The 24134-nt window shown below is 71.6% G+C and carries 23 protein-coding genes and 1 pseudogene; 5 read left to right on the forward strand and 19 right to left on the reverse strand.

Going from position 1 to position 24134, the window contains the following annotated elements:
* Window positions 1-91 precede the first annotated feature (91 nt).
* The 14 genes from ftsY to BGP73_RS14985 form a co-directional block, all read right to left on the reverse strand.
* Window positions 92-1294 carry a signal recognition particle-docking protein FtsY gene (ftsY, locus tag BGP73_RS14920; RefSeq protein ID WP_069814978.1) on the reverse strand — a complete coding sequence of 401 codons (1203 nt, stop codon included), beginning with the start codon at window positions 1292-1294 and terminating at the stop codon, window positions 92-94.
* A 79-nt stretch (window positions 1295-1373) separates the two neighbouring features.
* Window positions 1374-5183, reverse strand: a complete 3810-nt coding sequence (locus BGP73_RS14925) for an AAA family ATPase (RefSeq protein ID WP_069814980.1) — start codon at window positions 5181-5183, stop codon at window positions 1374-1376.
* Window positions 5184-5416: 233 nt separating this feature from the next.
* Window positions 5417-5629, reverse strand: coding sequence for a hypothetical protein (locus BGP73_RS14930; protein ID WP_069814982.1), 213 nt, complete (start codon window positions 5627-5629; stop codon window positions 5417-5419).
* Between the two features lie 408 nt (window positions 5630-6037).
* A complete protein-coding gene (locus BGP73_RS14935; protein ID WP_069814984.1) occupies window positions 6038-6319 on the reverse strand; it encodes an acylphosphatase in 282 nt (93 codons plus the stop codon).
* Window positions 6320-6397: 78 nt separating this feature from the next.
* Window positions 6398-7372, reverse strand: a complete 975-nt coding sequence (gene mutM, locus BGP73_RS14940; RefSeq protein ID WP_069814986.1) for a bifunctional DNA-formamidopyrimidine glycosylase/DNA-(apurinic or apyrimidinic site) lyase — start codon at window positions 7370-7372, stop codon at window positions 6398-6400.
* A 104-nt stretch (window positions 7373-7476) separates the two neighbouring features.
* Complete coding sequence (rnc, locus tag BGP73_RS14945) at window positions 7477-8352, reverse strand: ribonuclease III (RefSeq protein ID WP_069814988.1); 876 nt, start codon at window positions 8350-8352, stop codon at window positions 7477-7479.
* Window positions 8353-8371: 19 nt separating this feature from the next.
* The gene (gene rpmF / locus BGP73_RS14950) at window positions 8372-8545 is read right to left on the reverse strand and encodes a 50S ribosomal protein L32 (RefSeq protein ID WP_069814991.1); all 174 of its coding nucleotides are present in this window, start codon (window positions 8543-8545) and stop codon (window positions 8372-8374) included.
* A 2-nt stretch (window positions 8546-8547) separates the two neighbouring features.
* Window positions 8548-9177, reverse strand: coding sequence for a YceD family protein (locus BGP73_RS14955; protein ID WP_170837849.1), 630 nt, complete (start codon window positions 9175-9177; stop codon window positions 8548-8550).
* A gap of 146 nt (window positions 9178-9323) precedes the next feature.
* Entirely contained in the window at window positions 9324-10469 is a 1146-nt protein-coding gene (locus BGP73_RS14960; RefSeq protein ID WP_069814995.1) for an ATP synthase F0 subunit B, read from the reverse strand.
* A gap of 140 nt (window positions 10470-10609) precedes the next feature.
* Window positions 10610-11092, reverse strand: a complete 483-nt coding sequence (gene coaD / locus BGP73_RS14965) for a pantetheine-phosphate adenylyltransferase (RefSeq protein ID WP_212732819.1) — start codon at window positions 11090-11092, stop codon at window positions 10610-10612.
* A 29-nt stretch (window positions 11093-11121) separates the two neighbouring features.
* Window positions 11122-11721: a 16S rRNA (guanine(966)-N(2))-methyltransferase RsmD gene (gene rsmD / locus BGP73_RS14970; RefSeq protein WP_069814999.1), complete on the reverse strand. Its 600-nt coding sequence runs from the start codon at window positions 11719-11721 to the stop codon at window positions 11122-11124.
* A gap of 78 nt (window positions 11722-11799) precedes the next feature.
* On the reverse strand, window positions 11800-12384 hold the full coding sequence (locus BGP73_RS14975; protein WP_069815001.1) for a hypothetical protein: 585 nt from the start codon (window positions 12382-12384) through the stop codon (window positions 11800-11802).
* 119 nt (window positions 12385-12503) lie between these two features.
* Complete coding sequence (recG, locus tag BGP73_RS14980) at window positions 12504-14705, reverse strand: ATP-dependent DNA helicase RecG (RefSeq protein WP_069815006.1); 2202 nt, start codon at window positions 14703-14705, stop codon at window positions 12504-12506.
* Window positions 14706-14762: 57 nt separating this feature from the next.
* Window positions 14763-16478 carry a DAK2 domain-containing protein gene (locus BGP73_RS14985; protein WP_069815007.1) on the reverse strand — a complete coding sequence of 572 codons (1716 nt, stop codon included), beginning with the start codon at window positions 16476-16478 and terminating at the stop codon, window positions 14763-14765.
* A 240-nt stretch (window positions 16479-16718) separates the two neighbouring features.
* On the opposite strand from BGP73_RS14985, the pseudogene rpmB reads away from it, so the two are divergent.
* Window positions 16719-16829 (forward strand): annotated as a pseudogene (gene rpmB / locus BGP73_RS24030) (50S ribosomal protein L28); the annotation flags it as partial.
* 178 nt (window positions 16830-17007) lie between these two features.
* Here rpmB and thiD read toward each other — a convergent pair.
* Together thiD and BGP73_RS14995 are read right to left on the reverse strand one after the other, a co-directional pair.
* Window positions 17008-17874 (reverse strand): bifunctional hydroxymethylpyrimidine kinase/phosphomethylpyrimidine kinase, encoded by an 867-nt coding sequence (thiD, locus tag BGP73_RS14990; RefSeq protein ID WP_069815008.1) that lies wholly within the window; start codon window positions 17872-17874, stop codon window positions 17008-17010.
* A 10-nt stretch (window positions 17875-17884) separates the two neighbouring features.
* Window positions 17885-18883 (reverse strand): thiamine-phosphate kinase, encoded by a 999-nt coding sequence (locus BGP73_RS14995; RefSeq protein ID WP_069815009.1) that lies wholly within the window; start codon window positions 18881-18883, stop codon window positions 17885-17887.
* Between the two features lie 196 nt (window positions 18884-19079).
* On the opposite strand from BGP73_RS14995, the gene BGP73_RS15000 reads away from it, so the two are divergent.
* Both BGP73_RS15000 and BGP73_RS15005 read left to right on the forward strand, forming a co-directional pair.
* Window positions 19080-19313 (forward strand): Lrp/AsnC family transcriptional regulator, encoded by a 234-nt coding sequence (locus BGP73_RS15000; protein WP_069815010.1) that lies wholly within the window; start codon window positions 19080-19082, stop codon window positions 19311-19313.
* 49 nt (window positions 19314-19362) lie between these two features.
* Complete coding sequence (locus BGP73_RS15005) at window positions 19363-19866, forward strand: DUF3515 domain-containing protein (RefSeq protein ID WP_244501210.1); 504 nt, start codon at window positions 19363-19365, stop codon at window positions 19864-19866.
* A gap of 24 nt (window positions 19867-19890) precedes the next feature.
* On the opposite strand, the gene BGP73_RS15010 is transcribed toward BGP73_RS15005, so the two are convergent.
* From BGP73_RS15010 to BGP73_RS15020, 3 genes are all read right to left on the reverse strand, one after another.
* Window positions 19891-21072: a D-alanine--D-alanine ligase family protein gene (locus BGP73_RS15010; protein ID WP_069815011.1), complete on the reverse strand. Its 1182-nt coding sequence runs from the start codon at window positions 21070-21072 to the stop codon at window positions 19891-19893.
* Window positions 21073-21136: 64 nt separating this feature from the next.
* Window positions 21137-22138 carry an NAD(P)H-dependent glycerol-3-phosphate dehydrogenase gene (locus BGP73_RS15015; RefSeq protein WP_069815012.1) on the reverse strand — a complete coding sequence of 334 codons (1002 nt, stop codon included), beginning with the start codon at window positions 22136-22138 and terminating at the stop codon, window positions 21137-21139.
* Window positions 22135-22899 carry a lysophospholipid acyltransferase family protein gene (locus BGP73_RS15020; RefSeq protein ID WP_069815014.1) on the reverse strand — a complete coding sequence of 255 codons (765 nt, stop codon included), beginning with the start codon at window positions 22897-22899 and terminating at the stop codon, window positions 22135-22137. The genes BGP73_RS15015 and BGP73_RS15020 overlap by 4 nt, the downstream gene beginning before the upstream one ends.
* Before the next feature lie 309 nt (window positions 22900-23208).
* On the opposite strand from BGP73_RS15020, the gene cofC reads away from it, so the two are divergent.
* Complete coding sequence (gene cofC / locus BGP73_RS15025; RefSeq protein WP_069815386.1) at window positions 23209-23841, forward strand: 2-phospho-L-lactate guanylyltransferase; 633 nt, start codon at window positions 23209-23211, stop codon at window positions 23839-23841.
* Window positions 23842-23883: 42 nt separating this feature from the next.
* A complete protein-coding gene (locus BGP73_RS15030) occupies window positions 23884-24087 on the forward strand; it encodes a hypothetical protein (RefSeq protein ID WP_069815015.1) in 204 nt (67 codons plus the stop codon).
* The last annotated feature ends 47 nt before the right edge of the window (window positions 24088-24134 follow it).

Genomic DNA, 24134 nt, shown 5'->3' on the forward strand with positions numbered 1-24134 from the left:
GGTCCTTCATGAGATCGGGCCGCCCCACTCGGTGGAGGGGGCGGCCCGCGGTGTCTCGGGGGCGGCGGCGATCTGCGGCGCCCGCCGCCGCTCAACCGCCGATCAGCGCGTCGACGAAGGCTTCCGGCTCGAACGGTGCGAGATCATCTGCCCCCTCGCCCAGACCGATGAGCTTCACCGGCACCCCGAGTTCGCGCTGCACGGCGATCACGATGCCGCCCTTGGCGGTACCGTCCAGCTTGGTGAGCACGATGCCCGTGATGTCGACCACCTCGGCGAAGACCCGCGCCTGGACCAGGCCGTTCTGCCCCGTGGTGGCGTCCAGCACCAGGAGCACCTCGTCGAGCGGTCCGTGCTTCTCAACCACCCGCTTGACCTTGCCCAGCTCATCCATGAGCCCGGCCTTCGTGTGCAGCCGGCCGGCGGTGTCGATGAGCACCACGTCGGCCCCCTCGGCGATCCCTTCCTTGACCGAGTCGAAGGCGACCGACGCCGGGTCCCCGCCCTCCGGGCCGCGGACCGTCCGGGCGCCCACCCGCTCGCCCCAGGTCTGCAACTGGTCAGCGGCGGCAGCCCGGAAGGTGTCGGCCGCCCCGAGAACCACGCTGCGGCCGTCGGCCACCAACACCCGGGCGAGTTTGCCGGTGGTCGTCGTCTTACCCGTCCCGTTGACTCCGACGACCATGACCGTGGCCGGTACGTCCAGACCGCCCTCGGTGCGGACGCCGCGGTCCTGCTCCGTACCGACGAGCTTCAGCAGCTCCTCCCGGAGGAGGACACGCAGTTCCTCCGGGCTCCTGGTGCCGAGCACCTTCACCCGCTCCCGCAGCCGCTCCACGAGCTCCTGGGTGGGAGTCACTCCGACGTCGGCGGTGAGCAGGGTGTCCTCGATCTCCTCCCAGGTCTCCTCGTCGAGGTGTTCCCGGGAGAGGAGCGTGAGCAGGCCCTTGCCCAGGGTGTTCTGCGAGCGGGAGAGCCGGGCGCGAAGCCGCACCAGGCGGCCGGCGGTCGGCTCCGGGACCTCGATCGCGGGCGGCGGCGCCACCTCGACCGGAGCCTCGGCGACGGTCGCGCCGCTCGGTGGTAGATCGACCTCTTCGATCGTCCGGCGCGGTTCCTCCCGCCCCGTCTCGGGTTCCTCACCGACCCGGGGTTCGGCAGGCGGTGCCGTGATGGTCGGCGTGCTCGTCGGCTTCTCGGGCGGCTGCTTGCGCCTGCGCGTACCGATCACGAGGCCGCTGATCGCACCGATGACGACCACGGCGATGACTACAGCAAGGATGACGATTTCCATAACGCCCTCAGTATGGTCGACCGGCCTCCGCCCGGGCGCTCCGCCGTGCTCGGCTCGCCCGGGCGGCGTCCGGGTTTCGTCAGCGCAACCGCTGACTGATCACTTTGGAGACCCCGTCTCCCTGCATCGAGACACCGTAAAGCGCGTCCGCGACCTCCATCGTCCGCTTCTGGTGGGTGATCACGATCAGCTGGGAACTCTCCTGCAACTCCTCCATGATGCGGATCAGTCGCTGCAGGTTGGTGTCGTCGAGCGCTGCCTCCACCTCGTCCATCACGTAGAACGGACTGGGCCGGGCTTTGAAGATCGACACCAGCAGGGCCACCGCCGTCAGCGACCGCTCGCCGCCGGACAGCAGGGAGAGCCGCTTCACCTTCTTTCCGGGTGGCCGCGCCTCGACGTCCACCCCCGTGGTGAGCATGTTGTCCGGGTCCGTGAGGACCAGCCGGCCCTCACCGCCCGGGAAGAGGCGGGAGAAGACCCCTGAGAACTCGGCGGCGGTGTCCCGGTAGGCCTCGGTGAAGACCTGCTCCACCCGTTCGTCGACCTCCTTGACCACGCGCAGCAGGTCGGCGCGGGTCTTCTTGAGGTCCTCGAGTTGTTCGGTAAGGAACTTGTGCCGCTCCTCCAGGGCGGCGAACTCCTCCAGGGCGAGCGGGTTGACCTTCCCGAGCTGCCGGTAGGCCCGCTCGGCCGCCTTGAGCCGCTTCTCCTGTTCCGCCCTGACGTAGGGCCGGCCCGGCTGATCTTCCGCCGCCCCCTCCGTCTCACCGTCGGCAGCCTCGCCGGCCCCGTCCTCGGGACGGCTCGGGTGATCGCCGGCCGAGGACGGCGGCACCAGTTGATCCGGGCCGTACTCGGCGACCAGGCCGGCCGGCTCGACGCCGAACTCCTCCAGTGCCCTGGCCTCCAGCTGCTCGATCCGCAGCCGCTTCTCAGCCCCCAGCACCTCGCCCCGGTGCACCGAGCCCGTCAGCTTGTCCAGCTCGCTCTTGAGCATGCGGGCCTGGTCGCGCTCGGTGGTCAGGGCCGCCTCCCACTCCGCCTTGGTGCGCTCCGCCTCCAGGCGTTCCGACTCGGCCCGGACCAGCGACGCCTCGACGTGTGAGAGCAGTTGGCGCGCTCCGTCGGCGACCGCGGAGGCCACCGACACCTCGTGCCGGAGCCTGGCCCGGCGCTGCTCGGCCCTGGCCCGGGCCGCTCGCTCGGCCCTGGCGGCCCGGTCCAGCGAGTCCGCGCGGCCCGCGAGCCCCTTGGCACGCTCTTCGTGGGTACGCGCCTGCAGCCGGGCTTCCATCTCGGTCTGCCTGGCGTTGGCGCCGTCGGCGGCGAGCCGGTCCCGCACCGAGGTGTCCGGCTCCTCCTCGGCCGGCATCTCCTCGGCGGTCCGCAGTCGTTCCTCGAGTTCCTCGGCCTCCTCGGTCGCGCGTGCCAGCGCTTCCTCGGCCCGGGCCGCGGCCTCGGCAGCCCGCTCCGCCTCACCGGCCGCCGCCCGGGCCTGGCCCGCCAGCCGCCCCAGCGCCTGCGCGACGGCCGACTTCTCCCGGTCCGCGGCGCTTCGCCGAGCCGACAACTCCTCGAGGAGCGCGGCGCACCGGGCACGCTCCGCTTCCGCGCGCTGCTGTCCGGCGGACAGCTCAGCGCACCGTTCGGCCAACTCCTCCAACTCGGCCTCGGCTTCGTCGACGGACGCCTGCACCTCGAGCAGGCTGGGCGCTCCGGCCGAGCCCCCCTGCGCGTAGTGCGCCGCGAACAGGTCGCCGTCCGCCGTGACGGCGGTCAGCCACGGGCTGCCGGCCACCAGTTCCTCCGCGTCCCGCAGGGTGTCGACCACCACCACCCGCTCCAACAAGCGCCGTACCGCGGGCATGAGCTCCGGCGGACCGCTCACCAACTCGGCGGCCTCCCTGACGCTGCCCTGGGCGACGGCCGCGGCGGCCTGCTGCCCACCTGGCTCCGGGGCGGTGTCCGCCGACTCGGCGGAAGGCGGCCCGGTGGCTGCGGCGGGTGTCTCCGCGTCGGAACGGCTGCCGACTTCCTCCCGCGGTCCGCTCCCCGCCGTGCCGGCGGGGGAATCCGTCGCCTGGCCGGGAAACCCCTCCGCCGACACCGCGGCTGAGCCACTCCGCGCGGCCGGAACTGCCGAGAGTTCCCCGTCCGCGCCCGCCTGTGCCGTGCCCGGCAGCAGGGCGGCGCGCCCCGCGTCCGCCGTCCGCAGCAGCCGCAGCGCTTCGGCGGCGGTCGCCGGGTCGGCCACGGCCACCGCGTCGGCCGCCGCGCCCAGGGCGGTTGCGACCGGAACCTCGAAACCCGGCGCGACGGTGAGCAGTTCGGCGGCCGGCCCGAGCAGGCCGGCGATCCGGTCGGTTTCGCCGAGCAGCGCTGCGGTGCCGTCCTTCCGGCGCAGCCCCAGGGCCAGAGCCTCCCGGCGGGCGGCGGTGGCGGCCTGCTTCCGCTCCGCCGCGGTGAGGGCTTCTCGAGCCTGGTTCAGCGCGTCCTCACTCTCCGCCAGACGGGCCTTGGCCTCCTCATGGCGACCGGTCAACTCCTCGTCCTCGGCGTCGAGCCCGGCGACCTCGGCCTTGAGCTGCTCGTACTCCTCCTGTGCGGCCACCGCCCGCTGGGCCGCCGCCTCGCGGGCCTCCGACAGCCGGCCGATCTCGGCGTGCGCCGAACCCGCCCGGCTCCGGGCGGCGTTGACCCGCCCCTGCAACCTGGCCAGTTCTTCGCGCCGGTCGGCGATGCTCCGCGCGACGTCCTTCAACCGGCGTTCTTCGCGCGCCAGCTCGCGTTCCAACTCCGCACGGTGGGCGACGGTGTCCTCCAGTGCCCGCTGGGCCGCTTCCAGTGCGGCCTCCAGCTCCGCCTCCTGTTCCCTGATCCGGGCCGCCTCGCGCTCAAGGTCCTCGGGGTCCCGGCCAGGGCGCTCCTCGACCGGTGCGTTGCCGGCGCTCTTGACGCGTGCGTCGGCCAGTCCGATGGTGCCGCGCACCCGCTCGGCCAGTTGGGAGAGTTCGTACCAGGTCTGCTGGGCCTTCTGGAGCCGCGGGGACAGCTCACGCACCCTCTCCTCCAGAGCGGCCTCGCGCCGCTGCGCCGCGTCCAACGCCTCCTCCGCCGCTTCCTTGCGCTCCTTGAGCGCCGCCTCGTCAGCGAGTTCGGCGCGCAGCGCCTCGCGCAGCGTGACGAGGTCGTCGGCGAGGAGCCGCAGCCGGGCGTCTCGGAGATCCGCCTGGATGACGGCTGCCCGGCGGGCCACGGCCGCCTGCCGGCCGAGTGGTTTGAGCTGTCGCCGCAGTTCGTCGGTGAGGTCCTGGACACGCGCCAGGTTGGCCTGCATCGCGTCGAGTTTCCGCAGCGCCTTCTCCTTGCGCCTGCGGTGTTTGAGGACGCCGGCCGCCTCCTCGATGAAGGCCCGTCGGCCCATCGGGTCGGCGTGCAGCACGGAGTCGAGCTGGCCCTGCCCGACGATGACGTGCATCTCCCGGCCGATACCCGAATCGGACAGCAGCTCCTGAATATCGAGCAGTCGGCATGTGTCGCCGTTGAGTTGGTACTCGCTGCCGCCGTTGCGGAACATGATCCGGGTAATGGTGACTTCGGCGTAGTCGATTGGCAGCGCACCATCGGAATTGTCGATGGTGAGGGAGACTTCGGCGCGGCCCAGCGGCGGACGGCCGGTGGTCCCGGCGAAGATCACATCCTCCATCTTGCCGCCGCGGAGGGATTTCGCTCCCTGCTCGCCCATCACCCACGACAGCGCGTCCACGACATTGGACTTGCCGGAGCCGTTGGGGCCCACCACGCAGGTGATACCGGGCTCGAACCGCAGTGTCGTGGCGGAGGCGAAGGATTTGAACCCGCGCAGCGTCAGAGCTTTGAGATGCACGCCGCTGGACTTTACCTCCCGCTTGTCCCCGAGTGTCGCCCTCTTCGGCGGTCCGCGGGCCGCGGTGTTTTCTTCGAGCGACTCCCCTTTCGGTTTCACCGGGGAAGGCGCAGGGCACATCAGACGATGGAGGGAGGAGCATCGGACGGCAGGGGCGCAAGAAAGAAGGGACGCCGAAGCGTCCCTTGCAGGGTCTCAGGCAGTTGCCCCGCGCGACCGGCCTGGGGTACAGGTCAGGTGAGCGCAGGCTCCGCCTGGGATACGTCGATGTCCATACCACCGAGCAGCGAGTCTCCGTGATGGGCGGCGGCCGACAGGGCTTCGTTCTCAGCCTGCATCCGGACGAGCTCGGATTCCAGGTCCTGAACGCGCTGCTGGAGCCGTCGCATCTCGGAGATGAGTCGCGGGTCGGAACCGCCGACGTAGCCGAGAAGCGCCTTTGCCATGATGGATGGTCCTCCACAATGAGTGACCGACCGAAGCGGTGTGGGTCGTGAGGGAAACGCACCCGGTGTCTGCCATCACCAGTGTTCTCGATGTCAAACAGGTAGGGTGCGGGGGGATTCCAGAATCTCACCAAATGGTTTGACGGTCAACACGATCACACCCCGTACACTCGGACGGCCGCGGGCATCGCGCGGCTCGGGGGCGGCGGATCTCTCGGTCGGCCGCCATTCGCTGATCATTCCCGGTCCGTGGGGCGTCTAGATCATTCTTAGTCAGGCAGCCTCGCATGACAGCGCCTCCTTGGCAACCACCAGGCCATTCGCGCTTTGTTGATCTCTGTCCGGCACCCCGGCCCGGCAACCCGCCCGCAGCGGAGAATCGGACTTGTTTTCGATTCGTGGCGCTTTTCAGTGAATCGAGAAGCCTTGGTATCCGCCGCGTGGTGTGTCCCAAATCTCGGTCACCCCGTCCACCCGACCGGGCGTGTCACCCACCCTGAGCCACTCCAGCAACCGCTGGCACTTCGGCTGCGGCCCTTCGGCCACGATCTGCACCCGGCCGTCTTCGAGGTTCGAGGCGAATCCTGAGAGCTCGCCGATCTCGAGCGCGTTCGCTCTGGTGTACCAGCGGAACCCCACCCCCTGGACGGCTCCTCGGACCCAGACGGTGAGGCGGACGTCTTCGTTCATAGGGGGCACGCTACTCGGACGGCGCACCGTCGGCACTCAGGGAGTGGCACCGGCCGGGACACCGGGAGCCGGCCGCGTTCAGGCCGCTCGACGAACGACGGGGGGCCGCTGGCAGCGGGGGCAGAAGTAGCTCGACCGGTTCATCCACGGACGCCGCCGTATCGGCGCTGCGCAGCGCCGGCAGGGCTCGTCCTCCCGTCCGTAGGCGTCCAGGGCACGCTCGAAGTAGCCGGATTCACCGTTCACGTTGACGTAGAGGGCGTCGAAGCTGGTGCCGCCGGCCGCCAGTGCCGCTCGCATCACATCGCGGACGTGGCCCAGCAGTTCGAGGGTGCGCGGACGGGTGAGGGTGGCGGTCGGCCGGTCGAAGTGGAGTCTGGCCCGCCAGAGCGCCTCGTCGGCGTAGATGTTGCCCACGCCGCTGATGAGCGACTGGTCGAGGAGCGCCCGTTTGACGGTGGTGCGCCGCCGACGCAGGGCGGTGTGGAAGGTGCTCTCGTCGAACTCCGGGTCCAGCGGGTCGCGGGCGATATGGGCGATCGCGCTGGGCAGACCGTCCTCAGCACCGGGGGCCCAGTCGTGCAGCGACAGCCCGCCGAAGGTCCGCTGGTCCACGAAGCGCAGCTCCGTTCCGGTGTCGTCGGCGAAGCGCAGTCGGACCCGCAGATGGGTCTCGTCGGGGGCGTCCTCGGGCTGGACCAGCAACTGGCCGCTCATACCGAGGTGTCCGAGGAGGGACTCCCCTGCCCCGGCCGCGGGTCCCGGGGCGGCCACGGCCCGCCCGACCGGGTCGAGCACCGCTCCGATGCCGTCGGCCGGGTCGGCAGCCGCACCCGGCTGCGGGGTCTGCCCCAACGGCAGCCAGAGGTACTTGCCGCGCCGGCGGGCCGGGCCGACCGTGCGGCCCCGGAGTCGGTCCGTGAAGTCGGTCGCACCGGCCTGGTGACGGCGGATCGCCCGAGCGTGCAGCACCTCGGCGGTCGCGATGGTGCGGCCGCTCACCCAGCGCTCCAGGCCCCTTCGGACCACCTCGACCTCGGGCAGCTCGGGCATCGGTTCCTCTCCTCGTCAGGGGCGTGTGACACGGCTCAGCTCCCGGAGATCCCTCCGGGAGCTGAGGTACAGCGGGCACCGGCGGCGCCCGGTCACACGACCGCCTATCCCGGCTCCGCCGCCTCGGGGGTGGGGGCACCCGGGCTCGCGGCGCGCTGCGCGTCCCCGTCCGCCCCGCTCTCCGGAGCCGGCGCACCGGCCTCTCCGGCCTCGCCGGCCTCTCCGGCCTCTCCGGCCTCGGCCGCCGCGTTCTCACCGGCCTCCCGGATCGCCCGCCAGGCGGCTTCGGCGGCCTGCTGCTCGGCTTCCTTCTTGCTGCGGCCCGTGCCGGTGCCGTACGCGACACCACCGACGCGGGCTGCAGCCGTGAAGGTCTTCTCGTGGTCCGGCCCGGTCTCGCTGACCAGGTACTCGGGGACGCCCAGGCTCTCCGTAGCGGTCAGCTCCTGGAGGCTGGTCTTCCAGTCCAGGCCGGCACCGAGGCTGGAGGACTTCTCGATCAGCGGGTCGAAGAGCCGGTGCACCAGCTCCGACGCCGCTTCCAGTCCCTGGTCGAGATAGACGGCGCCGATCACTGCTTCAAGGGTGTCCGCGAGGATCGACGCCTTGTCCCGGCCGCCGGTGCCCTCTTCGCCCCGGCCGAGCCGGATGAAGGCCCCCAGGTCGAGGCCGCGGCCCACCTCCGCCAGGGCTCGCGAGTTGACCACCGCCGCCCGCAGTTTGGCCAGCTGCCCCTCGGGCAGGTCCGGGTGGCCGCGGTACAGCGTGTCGGTGACCACCAGGCCGAGCACCGAGTCCCCGAGGAACTCGAGCCGCTCGTTGGTGGGCAGACCGCCGTTCTCGTAGGCGAAGGAACGATGGGTCAGCGCACGCACCAGAAGGGCGGACTCGATCTGGTATCCGAGCCGCCCTTCCAGGACCGTGTGGGACGAGGCCGTGTCCGCCTGCGGCGCCTTCTTCGGCGTTTTGGCGTCTGACATGGAGCCTCTCACCCGCCGATCAGACCTCGAGGACCTGACGGCGGTTGTAGGTGCCGCAGCTGGGGCACGCGATGTGCTGCTGCTTCGGCTCATGGCAGCGCTCGCACGACACCAGAGTGGGGACCGCAGCCTTCCACTGCGACCGGCGGTGGCGCGTGTTGCTGCGCGACATCTTCCGCTTCGGAACAGCCACGGCTACTTCTCCTGCTTCTCGTCGGCTCCCGGTTCGGGGCCGCTGACGTCGTCCTTCTCGCCGTCCTGATTGGTCCCGGCGAGTCCCTGCAGTGCCGCCCAACGGATGTCGACGGCATCGTGGTGCTGGTGGTCCGGCTCCTCCGCGAGCCGCGCACCGCATTCGGAGCACAGTCCCGGGCAGTCCTCCCGACACACCGGTCGCAACGGCAGCGCGAGCACCACCGCGTCCCGGAGTACGGGTTCGAGGTCGAACAGACCGTCCTCGACGAAGAAGGTCTCCTCCTCGGTGTCCTCCTCCGGCTCCGCCTGGCGGAGTCGGCTGTCGGCATCGGGATAGGAGAACATCTCCTGGAAGTCCACCTCGAGCTCCTGCTCGAGCGGCTCCAGACACCTTACGCACTCCCCCGCGAGCGGCGCACGGGCGGTACCCGTGACGAGCACCCCTTCCACGACCGACTCGAGGCGGAGGTCCAGTTCCACAGTGGCGCCGGCGGGCACCCCGATGACCTCGACACCGAGGTCGGCGGGGGCTTCCACGGAGCGGGAGAGCCGCTGCATGGCACCAGGACGCCGCCCCAGCTCGTGCGTGTCGAACACGAGGGGGTTCCGGTGGTCGAGGCGCGCGTTCAGGGCTTCCTGCTTTCTACGCTGTGGTTCCGTCCACCCCACCCGGCACGGAATGCGTCAGGACAGGGGGAGATCGAGGGTCTGCGCACGATCGAAGAATCAGGATACTGGACGGGCCGAGGATGGCCCAATTCGGACCGGCGGCGGAGTCAGTGTCCGCGCTGGTCGTACTGCTGCAACTGGTTCAGGTCGATCATGGCGGTGTCGAACAGGCTTGTCTCGTCCAGCGCACCGGTCTGCTGCGGGTATCCCTCCGGCTGCTGCGGGTACTGGGCACCCTGCTGGTACTGGTCCGGCTGCTGGGAGTACTCCCCCCCCTGCCCGTACGCGTGCTGCTGCGAATACTCGGGGTAGCCGTAACTCTCCTGCTGGTAGCCCCCCTGGTAGCCGTAGGCCTCCTGCTGCGGGTAGCCGCTCTGGTAACCGCCGTACGGCTCCTGCTGGTAGCCCGCCACCGGTGTGTAGTAGTCCTGCTGGCCGGCCGCGGGGGCCGGCTGCTGCGCCGGTGCCGGCTGCGGCTGCTCGGCCGGGGGGCTGGATTCGCGGGCGACCGGACCGGGCTGCTCCTTGGCCCCGGCGAGATCCGCCAGGTAGTCGGCGTCGCTCCCGGCCCCGTGCTGCCGGGCGGCCTCGCCCTGGGCCGCCAGGTGCGCCCCCAGGTCGTCGATCGGCCGCCGGCCGTGCAGCTTCTGGCGGCCTCGGCCCACCGCGTCCAGGGTCTTGGTGAGGACGGCCTCGAAGGCACCCAGCTTGGTGTCGACGTAGGCGTCCGCGCGCTCCCGCAGTATCTCGGGGTCGGCGCTGCGCTCCGGCGCCTCCTCGTCCTCGTAGCCCTGGTCGTCCAGCCCCGGCCCCCGACCGAGGAGCTTCTCCCGGCCCCGGTCGACCGAACCGATGGTCTTGGTGAGGACGACCTCGAAGTTGGCGAGCTTGCTGTCGACGTAGTCGTCGGCCTCGGCCCGGATCTCCTCAGCCTCCCGGCGGGCCTCCGCGAGGATCCGCTCGGCCTCGTTCTGCGACTGCCGCGCCACCTCGGTACCCGAGATGAGCGAGCCCCGTTCGGCGTGCGCCGACTCGATGATGCGCTCGGCTTCCCGCTGCGCCTCCTCGACCATCCGCTCCCGCCCGCCGAGCAGTTCCTCGGCCTGGGCGAGCGAGCCGGGAAGCGCGTTGCGGACCTCCTCGAGCTGCTCGAGCAGCTCGGCTCGGTTGATCACGCAGGAGGCCGACATCGGCATGGATCGGGCGCTGCTGACCGCCTCGACGATCTCATCGAGCTTCTTCTGCACGTCCATGGTGGCTGCTCTCTCGGGCGGGAACACATCGGGGCGGGGTCGAGCCGCTTCGAGACGACTGTACGGCCACCGCGCCGCCGCCGGAGACTACCTGACAGAGCGTCAGCGGAGTCCCGGCGGCTGAGGTCACACCGCCAAGCCTACCGACGTTCGGCCAGCCGGTCGGAGAGCGCCCGCAGGACGACGGGAGGGACCAGGTGGCCGATGTCCCCTCCCCAGGCCGCGACCTCCTTGACCAGGCTGGAGGAGAGGAAGCTGTAGGTGGGGTTGGTCGGGACGAACAGCGTCTCCACCCCTGACAGGCCGTTGTTCATCTGCGCCATCTGGAGCTCGTAGTCGAAGTCGCTGACCGCGCGCAGCCCCTTGACGATCGCGGGGATGTCCCGCGCCTTGCAGAAGTCCACCAGCAGGCCGTGGAACGATTCGACCTCGACGTTGCCGTACTCGGCGGTGACACGCCGCAGCAGGTCCATCCGCTCCTCCACGGAGAAGAGGCCCTTCTTCGACTTGTTGATCATCACGGCGACGTGTACGACGTCGTACAGCTTGGAAGCGCGGGCGATGATGTCCAGATGTCCATTGGTCACGGGGTCGAACGACCCCGGACAGACGGCACGGCGCAGCAAAAGAGGTTCCTCGCTCTCCGGTCTGGTCATGACACGCTCGGGTTGATCGGGTCGGTGCGCGTCGAAACTGCGCGACCGTACCAAAGCGTGCTGTCGCCATAGCGACGGGACCGCACCCCGTGAAAGCCGACCGGCCAGCCGAACTCCCCGCCCCTGGTGCTGCGTTCCACGGTGACCAGGGCATCCTCGGCAAGCCAGAGTCCACCGCGCAGTGTGATGAGTATCTCGCCCAGTTCGCCGTCGGAGAGGTCGTAGGGCGGATCCAGGAAGGCGACGTCGTACGGCTCGTCGGGGCAGGCCCCGGCGACCAGCTGCTCGGCCCTGCCGGTGCGGATCTCGGCACCCGCGAGGCCCACCACGCGGACGTTCTCCCGCAGGGTGCGGGCAGCCCGCTGGTCGGCCTCCAGCAGCAGGACCCGGCTCGCCCCGCGGGAGAGCGCCTCCAGCCCCACCGCACCGGAGCCCGCGTAGACGTCGAGCACTCTGGCCCCGCGGAGCGTGCCGAGGAGCGACTCCCAGGTGGAGAACAGGCCTTCACGCGCCCGGTCGGAGGTGGGACGGGTACCGCGGCCCGGTGGGACGGCCAGACGGCGTCCACCGGCGGTTCCGGCGATCAGGCGGGGCATGGGTGTCGTCCTTCGCGGTGGGACGGGGAGGGCGGCCGCCCTCCCCGTCACGCTCGTCTTCGGTCCAACGATATGCCGTCAGGCGGTCCGAGGCCCGCTGCCGCCGGCCGCGGGGGAGCCACCGGGCTCGGTCCGCCCACCGCCGTCCTTCTCCACGGTCCCCCGGGCTACTCCGACCAGGGCGGGGGAGACGTAGCGGGACCAGGACAGACAGCCGTCGGGCGGGCAGTAGTCGGGGCGGCGCGGGTCGTGTCCGAGTTCGCGGAGCTTCGCCCGCACCGAGTCGGGGGTCCGGCCGAAGCGGGCCGCCGTCCTGGCTATGGTCTCGCCGGCGTGGAAGCGGGCGGTGAGGTCCTCCTCGTGTTGGGGCACCCAGGGGGCGCCGTGACCGGGGAACAGCTCGCGCAGGACGTCCCGGTCGGGTATGGGCTCGGAGACGTCCGCGACCAGCGCCAGAGCGCGCAACGCGCGGTTGAGCGCCAGGCGCAGCCGGGGAACTTCGCTGAGGGGCAGGGTGAGCGCGCCGGATGCGGTGAGCCGCTCGGGCGCGTCCTCGCGCCAGCCGGTGAGGGTGAGGGTGACCACGGAGTCGTCCTCGCTGGCGAGTTCGATGCGGAAGACCTTGTCGTCGAGCGGCAGTTCGTTGATATGACGGAATGCCATGAAAACAGCCCCCAATGTCCCAGGTCAGCCGATCCTGGTGGGATCGGCTCGGACTGTGTCCATTCTCCCAGCGACCACTGACATGCGGTCGGTGCCCAGGGCCCGTCCGGCGGCGGCTCTCACCCCTTGTCCAGGTAGCCCTCGCGATCGGCGTCGAGTAGCGCGTCCATCGCCGTCCTGAGCTCGGGGTGGTCCTCGAGTTCGGGGTCGGCCGCGACGACGGCGGTGGCCTCCTCACGGGCCTCGGCGATGACCGCTTCGTCGTCGATGACGGTGAGCATGCGCAGCGAGGAGCGGACCCCTGACTGGGCCTGGCCGAGCACGTCCCCCTCCCGCCGCTGTTCCAGGTCGATCCGGGACAGCTCGAAGCCGTCCAGGGTCTGGGCCACGGCGGTCAGCCGGCTCCGGGCCGGGCTCCCCTCCGGCGCCTCGCTGACCAGCAGGCACAGGCCGGGGGCGGAGCCCCGGCCGACCCGGCCGCGGAGCTGGTGCAGCTGGGACACCCCGAACCGGTCGGCATCCATGATCACCATCATGGTCGCGTTCGGGACGTTGACCCCGACCTCGACGACCGTCGTGGCGATCAGCACATCCACCTCCCCGGCGGCGAAACGGCGCATCACCTCGTCCTTGTCCTCGGGGCGCAACCTGCCGTGCAGGGCGGCCAGCCGCAGTCCCCGGAGGGGCCCCGAGGCGAGTTGCTCCGCCACGTCCAGCACCGCCAGCGCCGGCCGGCGCTCCTCCTCCCCCTCCTTCGGTGGTGCGGCCGGGCCCTGCTCCTCCTCGTCGCCGATGCGCGGGCAGACCACGTACGCCTGGTGTCCGGCCTCGACCTCCTCCCGGACCCGTTCCCAGGCGCGGCTGAGGAAGTGGGGCTTGTCCCGGGCCGGGACGACGTGGCTGCTGATCGGCGACCGGCCGGCGGGCAGCTGGTCCAGGACCGAGGTCTCCAGGTCTCCGAAAACGGTCATGGCGACCGTGCGCGGGATGGGGGTGGCCGTCATCACCAGCAGGTGCGGGGGTTGGCGGCCCTTGGAGCGGAGCGCGTCACGCTGCTCCACCCCGAAGCGGTGCTGTTCGTCCACCACCACCAGGCCGAGGTCGTGGAACTGGACCTTCTCCTCGATCAGCGCGTGGGTGCCGATCACGATGCCGGCCTCCCCCGTGACCAGGTCGAGCAGCGCCTGGCGCCGGGCGGCGGCACCCATCGAGCCGGTCAGCAGCACCACCTTGGTGGCCCGGTCTGCGCCGCCGAGCATCCCGGGCTCGGCGAGGTCGCCCATCATCTCGGTGATCGACCGGTGGTGCTGCTGGGCGAGGACCTCGGTGGGTGCCAGCAGAGCGGTCTGTCCCCCGGCGTCCACCACGGCCAGCATGGCGCGCAGCGCGACCATGGTCTTTCCGGAACCCACCTCGCCCTGGAGCAGCCGGTGCATGGGGTGGTCGGTGGCGAGGTCCTGGAAGATCTCATGGGAGACCCGCCGCTGGCCCTCGGTGAGGGTGAACGGCAGTCTGGCGTCGAAGCTGTCGAGCAGCCCGCCGGGGCCGGCCACCCGCGGCACCGCCGGGAGGGTCGAGTCGGTGTGCCGGCGCCGGGCGAGCGCGGTCTGCAGCACGAAGGCCTCGTCCCACTTCAGCCGGGAGCGGGCCCGGGCGATGTCCCCTTTGCTCTGGGGGCGGTGGATCTTCCGGAAGGCCTCGGGGAGTCCGGCCAGGTCCCGGTCCGCCCGGATGCGTTCCGGCAGCGGGTCGGCGACCCCTCGCCATTCGTCGGCTGCCAGGGAGTCCAGCAGGATGTCGACCGCGGCGGAGATCTTCCAGGACTCCAACTGGGCGCAGGCGGGGTAGAGCGGGATGAGCTGGTTCGCCCAGCGTTCGGCGGCCTCGGCCCCGCTCTCCTCGGCCAGCAGCTCGTAGGCCGGGTGGGCCAGCTGCCGGGTGTTGCGGAACACCCCTACCTTCCCCGCGAACATGCCCCGGCGGCCGGGGAGCAGTTGTTTCTGCACGCGGTAGATCGACCTGCCGAAGAAGACCAGCTGGAGCCGCCCGCTGCCGTCGGTGAGGGTGACCTCCAGACGCTGCCCGCGGCCCTGGTTGTACTTCAGCACCCGGGCGTCCGCGACCTGCGCGACGACCGTGACGTGCTCGTCCAGCGGCAGGTCGGCGAGGCGGGTGAGCTCGCCGCGCTCGGCGTACCGCCGCGGATAGTGGTGGAGCAGGTCACCGGCGGTGTGCAGGCCGAGGTGCTCTGCCATCACCTTGGCGGTGTTTCCGCCGAGCAGTTTCTTCAGGGGTTCGTCGAGCGCTGGCACGCCGACCATTGCACACCATCGCTGTGACAGCCGGGGCCAACCCGGCCCGGCCGCGCGCCCGGCGGGTCACTCGACGCCGATGATCAGCGGAACGCTCTGCTGTCCGCCGCGGTAGACGACCGTGTCCACGGCGAGGTGGTGCTTGCGCACCCAGGTCTCCAACCGCTCGGCGAGGGAGTGCGGGACGCTGTCCGCCAGGACCAGGGTGACCAGTTCACCGCCGGAGGCGAGCATCCGGTCCACCACGGTGCGGGCGGTGGCGGCCAGGTCCTCGCCGATCACCGCGACGTCCCCGTCGATGAGTCCGAGCACGTCCCCGGCCTGGCAGATGCCCGCCGTGGTCCACGACCGGTGCTCGGCGACGACCAGTTCGGCGTGGCGGGTGGCGCCGGCGGCCGAGGTCATCGAGACGACGTCCTCGTCGAACCGACGGCCCGGTTCGTGCACCGCGAGGGCGGCCAGGCCCTGGACGGCGGAGCGGGTGGGGATCAGCGCCACCCGCACGCCCTCGACGCGCGCCTGCTCGGCGGCGGCCCCGGCGGCGTTGGCCAGCTCCGCGTCGTTGGGGAGGAGCACCACCTCCTGGGCGTGGGCGCTCCGTATCGCCGCCAGCAGCTCCCCGCTGCCCGGCGGCTCTCCGGGGGGCGCCGTGAGGGCGGTCGCGCCGGCCTCCCTGCACAGCGCCGCCAGCCCGTCGCCCGGGACCACGGCGAGGACGACGCGCTGGGCCGGTGGCGGAGACTTCCGCACTTCCTGCTGGGCGCCGAAGTGAGTGATGCGAATCCGGTACGGCCGCCCGGCGGCGATCCCGGCCTCGACGGCGGCGCCGGCGTCGCTCACGTGCACGTGCACGCTCCACAGTCCGTCGCCCCCGCTGACCACCAGTGAGTCGCCCAGGCCGTCGAGCCGCCGGCGCAGGGTCCGCACCGCCTCGTCGGCGGCCTCCAGCAGGTAGACGACCTCGTAGCCGAGGGTGGCCGGATCGTCTCCGGTGGCCGCGCCGTCGGGGCAGGGCTCTTCGAGCCCTCCTGCGGGGAGGGCGGCGGCTCCGGTCTCCGGCACCCGGGGGGCGCGCAGCTCCAGCGGGGCCCCAGCGGAGCCGCCCCCGAGCGCCTGGACCAGCGCCCCGAGGACCGTGACCAGCCCGCAGCCCCCTGCGTCCACCACTCCGTTCCGGCTGAGCACGTCCAGTTGGAGCGGGGTGCTCTCCAACGCCTCACGGGCCGCCTGGTGCGCCTCACGGGCCACCGCCAGCGCGTCGTCCTCAAGGCCCCGGACCGCCTCTCCCGCCGCGGAGGCCACGCTGAGTACCGTCCCCTCGACGGGGTGTGCGACGGCCTGCCGGGCGGATTCCGCCGCTCGGCCGAGTGCCCGCCCCAGTCGCGTCCCGCTCAGGTCCCGGGCGGGGTCTGCGGTGCCGGGCCGCCCCTCTTCCTCGGCGAACACCTCGGACATCCCCCGCAGCAGCTGCGCCAGGATGGTGCCCGAGTTGCCGCGTGCGCCGATCAGCGCGCCGTGCGCCATCGCCTGGAGGACGTCGACGGTGGCCGGTCCCTGATCGTTGGGGAGCGTGGCCCGGGCCGCGAAGACGGCCTCCACCGCGCGGGCGGCCGACTCCAGGGTGCAGTAGAGGTTGGTGCCGGTGTCCCCGTCCGCGACCGGGTAGACGTTGATCGCGTCGATCCCCTCCCGGCTCCTGCCCAGCGCCTCCAGGGCTGTCTCGCACCAGGTGCGCACCGTCACGGCGTCCAGGGTGTGCGGCACCTGGGTCCTCCTCGACATGGCTCTCCGCTGTGGGCTCGGTCCACCGCAGGGTAGCCCCGGGCGGCCGGGCGCCCGGGTGGGAGCGGCGGGCCCGGGTGGGAGCGGTCATGGTAGTTTCGTGACACGGAAGCGGTCGTTGTATGCTGCTCCGGTTGCTCGATGAGAATCGGGCCATTCCCCTGGCACCGCCGGTCATGGAAACAGTTCCTGGCGCGCCGGGATTCACCGTACGTGCATCTGAAGTCTTTGGAGTGACCCGTGGCTGCCAACTGCGACGTCTGCGGCAAGGGGCCGGGCTTCGGCAACAACATTTCGCACTCGCACCGCCGTACTCGCCGTCGTTGGAACCCCAACATCCAGACGGTGCGCGCAGTGGTCGGTCGGACGCCGAAGCGGCTCAACGTCTGCACCTCGTGCATCAAGGCCGGCAAGGTCTCGCGCTGACGTTTCCGTCGTAGCGCAGCCCGTCGGTTGCCGAAGCCGGTCCATCCTTCCGGGTGGGCCGGCTTTTCGCTGCCCACGACCCTGCGCCGGGGGGCGGGCCTGGTCAGCCCTCCCCGTTTCCGGCCGACGAGCCGCCCCGGGTCGACCAGCCGTGGTCCACCGGCCCGATGCCCGCGCCCAGCGGAAAGCCGGCGGCTATCGCACCGGTCACGTACTCCTTGGCGTCCGCCACCGCCTCCGGCACCGTCCGCCCCTTCGCCAACCGCGCGGCGATGGCGCTCGCCAGGGTGCAGCCCGTCCCGTGTGTGTGCCGGTTGTCGTGGCGGTCCGCCCGTAGGAGGTGCTCCCGGGACCCGTCGGTCAGCAGGTCCACGGCTTCACCCGGCAGGTGGCCGCCCTTGATCAACACCCAGCGGGGGCCCAGGCTGAGGACGGCCTCGGCGGCCCGGGGCAGATCAGCCTCGCTCTCCACCCGCACCCCGGTCAGCTGTGTGACCTCGGCCAGGTTCGGCGTGGCCACGGTGGCCGCCGGCAGCAGGTGTCGGCGGACGCCGTCCACGGCGGAGGACGCGAGGAGCGGATCGCCGTGTTTGGAGACCCCGACCGGGTCCACCACGACCGGGGCGCCGACCTCGGAGAGCAACTCCGCCACCGTCCGGACGATCTCGGCCGAGGAGAGCATGCCGGTCTTGACCGCGTGCACGCCGATGTCGTCGACGACGCTGCGGAACTGGGCCCGCACCGCCTCCACCGGCAGTTCCCAGGCCCCCTGCACCCCGCGCGAGTTCTGCGCCGTGACCGCGGTGAGCACACTCATCCCGTGGGTGCCGAGCGCCAGCATGGTCTTGAGGTCGGCCTGGATGCCCGCGCCTCCGCCGGAGTCCGATCCGGCGACGGTGAGCACCAGCGGTGGGGTGCCGGACGGGGGCGGACTCGCCGTACGCCCCGACGGCGGGGGTGGGGTAGCCATGCGGCTGAATCTACCCGGCGCGGCCCCGGCCCCTCCCGACGCCCTCGCCCACCCCGGTGCCCGCGAAGTGGTCGTAGCCGGCCGGGTCCCAGGGCGCTCCGTCCACCGTCACCCGTGGCGCGGCCGAGGCGTTGAGCACCTCGCCGATCACCCGCCAGCGCGCCGGCAGCTTCACGTCGGAGGGGAAGGTGGCCACCATCGCGTGGTCCTCACCGCCGTTGAGCACCCAACGCATCGGGTCCACGCCCACCGCCTGTCCGATGTCGGACATCTGGGATGGGATGTCGAAAGCAGCCGAGTGCAGGTTGATACGGACCTTGCTGGCCTCGGCGATGTGCAGCAGGTCGGCCACCAGGCCGTCACTGACGTCCGTCATGGCGGTGGCTCCCAACCCGGCCGCGGCGGGACCGGCGTGGTAGGGCGGCTCGGGTCTGCGGTGCGCCTCCACGAAGGCCCTCGGCGAGCGGAAGCCACGGGAGAGCACGGCGTGGCCGGCCGCTGACCACCCCAGCCAGCCGGTGACCGCCACGACGTCGCCGGAGCCCGCGCCCGCGCGGGTGACCGGCTCGTGGTTGCGCAGGTCGCCGAGTGCGGTAATGGAAACGGTGATCTTCTCGCCTCGCACCACGTCGCCGCCGACCACGGCGGCGCCCGCCACCCGGCACTCGTCGTGGATGCCGTCCATCAGCTCCATCGGCCAGGTGACCGGTAGCTCACACGGCACGATCAGGCCCAGCAGCAGCGCGGTGGGCACCGCCCCCATGGCCGCGATGTCGGCGAGGTTCTGCGCCGCCGCCTTACGGCCGACGTCGTAGGCGGTCGACCAGTCACGCCTGAAGTGGCGGCCTTCCAGCAGAACATCGGTGCTGGCCACCACCCGCCGGTCGGGGGCGGAGACGACCGCGGCGTCGTCCCCCGGCCCCAGCTCCACGGCCTGGGTCGTGGTGAGCCTGGAGGTGAGCTCTCTGATGAGCCCGAACTCCCCAAGCTCCCCCACCGTGCCTTTCATCGAGTGCCCTTCCTACCTGTCTCGTCACGGCTCGGGCGAACGTCGCCCGGCGCCGGCGCGAACGCCGACGGGACCTGGCGAAGGCGTGTCGGCGTGCCGTACACGCGACAGTCCGTTCGGGTCCTCCCGCGCTGGTCGGCGACACGCTACCGTGGCTCTCTTCTCTTCACATGATCCTCGGACGCCTGGAGGTCCCGTGGTACGCGCGTACATCCTGATCCAGACCGAGGTCGGCAGAGCCTCGGCCATCGCCGGACTGATCGCTGAGGTCCCGGGGGTGATCGAGGCGGAGGACGTTACGGGACCCTACGACATGATCGTGCGCGCCGAGGCCGACACCGTGGACGAACTGGGACGCCTGGTGGTCGCGAAGATCCAGCAGATCGACGGGATCACCCGCACCCTGACCTGCCCCGTCGTACGTCTGTGAAGGGGAGGCCGGAGCCCCGCGGCGCACCGCCGCGGCTATCCTCGGCCGGGTGAGCGCTATCCACCACCGGCTCCTCCGGTCCTGTACCCGCCTGCTCCCGGCGGTCGCGTTGGCCGTGGTCGCCGCAGCCTGTGCCGTGCCGGGCGATGACGACAGCCGGCCGGTCCCCACCCCTGAGCCGGAGGCCGCGAAGCTCTGCAAGGCCCTGAAGCAGAGGCTTCCGGAGTCGGTCAACGGCCTCGACCAGAATCGGGACGGTCCGTCCTCCGACTTCGCCGCCGACTGGGGCGACCCCCGGGTGCAGTTGCGGTGCGGGGTCGCCCGTCCGGAGATCCTCACGCCGGGCAGCGAGCACTACGACCCGACGACGGACGCGGTCGAGGTGAACGGTGTGGCCTGGCTCCCGGAGGAACAGGAGGACGGCTACCGCTTCACCACCACCGACCGGAAGGCGTACGTCGAGCTGACCGTCCCCTCGAAGTACGGCAACGAGGTCGATCCCCTGACCGACCTCGCCGAGGCCATCGAGCAGACCATCCCGACCCGGCTCTGAGGGCCCCGGCTTCGCCGGCCGCCGTCAGCGCAGGCCGGTGGAGCGGCGGAGAGCCGCCTGGATCAGGTGGTCGACCAGCTCCGGGTAGTCCACACCGCTGTGCTTCCACATCCGCGGGTACATGGAGATCGGGGTGAAGCCGGGCATGGTGTTGATCTCGTTGATGACCAGTTCACCGTCTTCGAGCAGGAAGAAGTCCGCCCGGACGAGCCCTTCGCAGGAGACCGCGTCGAAGGCCCGCACGGCCAGTTCCCGCACTCGGGCGGTCTCTTCGGTACTGAGCGCCGCGGGCACCACCCCTGCGGCCGAGTCGATGTACTTGGCCTCGAAGTCGTAGAAGTCGTGCGAGCTCACGGCGGGGATCTCGGCCGGCACACTGGCCCGCGGGCCGTCCTCGAACTCCAGCACGCCGCACTCGATCTCCCGGCCGCGCAGCAGCGCCTCCACCACGACCTTGGGATCGTGGCGGCGGGCCTGCTCGATCGCCTCGTCGAGTTCGCCGGGCCCCGACACCTTGGAGATCCCCACGGAGGAGCCGCCCCGTGACGGCTTGACGAAGACCGGCCAGCCGTGATCAGCGGTGAAGTCCACGATCCGCTTGCGGACCGCCGACCGGTCGTTCTCCCACTCCCGCGGGCGGATCACCTCGTACGGGCCGACCGGCAACCCGTAGGAGATGAACACCCGCTTCATGTACTCCTTGTCCATACCGACGGCGGAGGCCAGCACACCGGATCCGACGTAGGGCACCCCGGAGAGTTCCAGCAGGCCCTGGATGGTGCCGTCCTCCCCGTAGGGCCCATGCAGCACCGGGAAGACCACGTCGACCTCGCCGAGCTGCTTCGGCACCGAGCCGGGTTCGCTGAGGACCACCTCGCGGACCGAGGGGTCCACGGGCAGCAGCACGCCGCCCTCGGCAGCCTCGGTGAGCTGCTCGACGCTCGGCAGCGCGGGACCGCCCAGGGTCATCCGGTCGGGGTCGTCGGCGGTCAGCACCCAGCGCCCCTCGGGGGTGATGCCGATCGGCAGCACGTCGTACTTGGTCCGGTCGATGGCCCGCAGCACCGCTCCCGCGGTGGCCACCGAGATGGTGTGCTCCGAACTGCGCCCGCCGAAGACGACGGCGACCCGCGGTTTACGCTCGGGTGCCGGGTCGGCCGCGGCGGCGGAGGGCACGGGAATCTGGGATGAGGGCTCGCTGCTCATATCGCCCCGAGCGTACCGGTGCCGCTGTCGCTATGGCAGCACCGGTTCCCCGCCGCGTCGCCGCTCAGCGCCGTTCCGGCTTGGCGCTGCGGGACATAAGCTCGCGCAACGCGACCATCGGCGGTTTCCCACCGTGGACGATCTCCACCACGGTCTCGGTGATCGGCATGTCGACCCGGTGGCGCCGCGCCAGATCCCGCACCGACTCACAGGACTTGACCCCCTCGGCGGTCTGCCGGGTCACCGCGATGGTCTCGGCCAGCGTCATGCCGCGGCCGAGGTTGCTGCCGAAGGTGTGGTTCCGGGAGAGCGGCGAGGAGCAGGTGGCGACCAGGTCGCCCATGCCCGCCAGTCCGGCGAAGGTGTACGCGTCCGCCCCCATCGCCAGGCCCAGCCGCGTCGTCTCGGCGAGCCCCCGGGTGATGAGGGAGGCCTTGGCGTTGTCGCCGAGCCCCATGCCGTCGGCGATGCCGACCGCCAGCGCGATGACGTTCTTGACCGCTCCGCCCAGCTCGCAGCCGACCACGTCGGTGTTGGTGTACGGGCGGAAGTACGGGGTGTGGCAGGCGGCCTGGAGCCGCCTGGCGACCGACTCGTCGGCACAGGCCGCGACGGCGGCCGCGGGCTGTCGTGCCGCGATCTCCCGGGCCAGGTTGGGCCCGGTGAGCACCGCGATCCGTTCCCTGGGGGCCGCCGCGGCCTCGGCGATGACCTCGCTCATCCGCTGTGCGGTGCCGAGTTCGACGCCCTTCATCAGGCTGACCAGCACGGTGTCGGCGGGCAGCAGCGGCGCCCAGCGCTCCAGGTTGCCGCGGAGGGTCTGGGACGGTACGGCGAGCACCGTGAAGTCGGCGTCCTGGGCGGCCTCGGCCGGGTCGGTGGTGGCCCGTACGGAGGCGGGGAGTTCCGCGTCCGGCAGGTAGTCGGGGTTCCGCCGCTCCTTGTTGACGGCGTCGGCCAGTTCCTGGCGGCGCCCCCAGAGTGTGACCTGGCAGCCCGCGTCCCCCAGCACCATGGCGAACGCCGTGCCCCAGGAACCCGTGCCATAGACGGCGCAGCGTGTCACTTGCTCTCCTCCGGCTCCCTGGGCCCAGCCCCGGACTCACGCTGTTCGACCACGACGCCTCGGCGGTCGTACAGTTCGGCGGGGGCCGGCTCCCCGCGCACCTCGGCGAGGAGTTCGGTGATCGCCTCCATGATGACCTGGGTCGCCGCGCGCAACACCTCGACGGTCGGCTCGCGGTCGTAGAACTCCGACAGGTCGACCGGCGGTCCGGCCTTGACCTTCAGCGTCTTCCGCGGGAAGAGCCGGAGCCTCCGCTCCTTGGCGTACGGCGGCACCGCCTCGTTCGCACCCCACTGGGCCACGGGGATCACCGGCGCCTTCGTCAGCAGCGCCACCCGGGCGGCTCCGGTCTTGCCCTGCATCGGCCAGTGGTCCGGGTCCCGGGTGAGGGTTCCCTCCGGGTAGAAGGCGACGCACTCCCCGCGGTCGATCGCGTCGACCGCGGACCGGAAAGCGTTCGCCGCGTCACTGGACTCCCGATAGACCGGAATCTGACCGGTGCGGCGGAGCAGCATTCCGACAATGGGCGTCTTGAACAGAGGAGCTTTGGCCAGGAATCTCGGCACCCGTCCGGTGTTGTACTGGAAATGCGCATAGGAGAGCGGATCGAGTGCCGAGTTGTGATTGACCGCCGTGATGAAACCACCCTCGGTAGGGATGTTCTCCATACCGCGCCAGTCCCGGCTGAACAGCGCCAGCAGCGGGGGTTTCGCGATCGCCGCCACCAAGCGGTACCAGAAGCCGATTCTACGGCGGGACACTAGGACACCCTCCTCCTGGGACCTGCTGAGCTGCGGGCTGGCAGCCGCATCAGTCTCGCCTCAGGGCCCCGGTCTGTCGAGAACACCGTAACCCCGAGCTTTCCTCGGCGGTCACGGGCGGAGGAAGTGAAGAGTGCCACCGTACGCCTCCCTCACGGGGCGGTGCGGGCGGCAGCAGCCGTCCCGGAAGCGGGGTGCGGGCCGTGGCGGGTTCGTCCCTCCCCCGCCCGGTTCCCGCTGAGGGATGCCACCGGCGATCCCGGGCGGGTGCGGAGCGTCCGGGAGGCGCGGCTGGGAGAGGATGACGAGGTGATCTGGTCGCTGGTGGTGCCACTGAAACCGCTGTCCCGGGCCAAGAGCCGACTGGCCACCGGGGTCGGGGGCGCGTTGCGGGCCGGTCTCGCGCTGGCGTTCGCCCAGGACACGGTGACCGCCGCGGTGCGCTGCCCGGCCGTCCGGGAGGTGCTCGTCGTCACCGACGACCCACTGGCGCGGGCGGAGCTGTCGGCGCTGGGTGCCCGGGTCGTCGCCGATCCCCCGGGCACCGGGCTCAACGGCGCGCTGGAGCACGGGGCCCGGTGCGCCAGGGAGGCCGGACCGAACACGCCGGTGGCGGCGCTGAACGCGGACCTCCCGGCGCTGCGCCCCACCGAGTTGGGGCGGGTTCTCTCGACCGCCGCACGCTTCCCGCGGGCCTTCCTGGCGGACGCGGACGGTCTGGGCACGACCCTTCTCAGCGCGGCGCCGGGCAGGGAGCTCGGAGCCGCGTTCGGCGGCGCCTCCCGCGCCCGCCACCTGGCCTCCGGGGCGGTCGAGATCCTCCTGACCGGGGTCGATTCGGTAAGGCGGGACGTGGACACCGGGGAGGACCTGCGCGCCGCCCTCGCGCTGGGCGTCGGTCCCCGGACCGCGGCACTGGCCTCCGGGACGCTGATTCCATGAGCGGGGCCGCCCCGGGGTCGGCCGGGAACTATCCTTTCGGCCATGCAGGCCACCGCCCACACCTACGACCCCCGGACCCGCACCGGGAGCGTGCTGCTCGACGACGGCACGCCGCTGGACTTCGACCGCGCCGCGTTCGACGCCGGGGGTTTGCTGCTGCTCCGCTCGGGCCAGCGGGTGCGCGTCGAGTTCGAGGGGGAGGGCTCCGGTCGCAGAATCCGCCTGGTGACGCTCCAGACCTTCTGATCGGCCACTGAGCGCGGATCCGCGGCCGGACGCCGACCGCCGGCGCG

Origin of the sequence: Streptomyces sp. TP-A0874, assembly GCF_001748085.1 — a bacterium.
Lineage (GTDB): Bacteria > Actinomycetota > Actinomycetes > Streptomycetales > Streptomycetaceae > Streptomyces.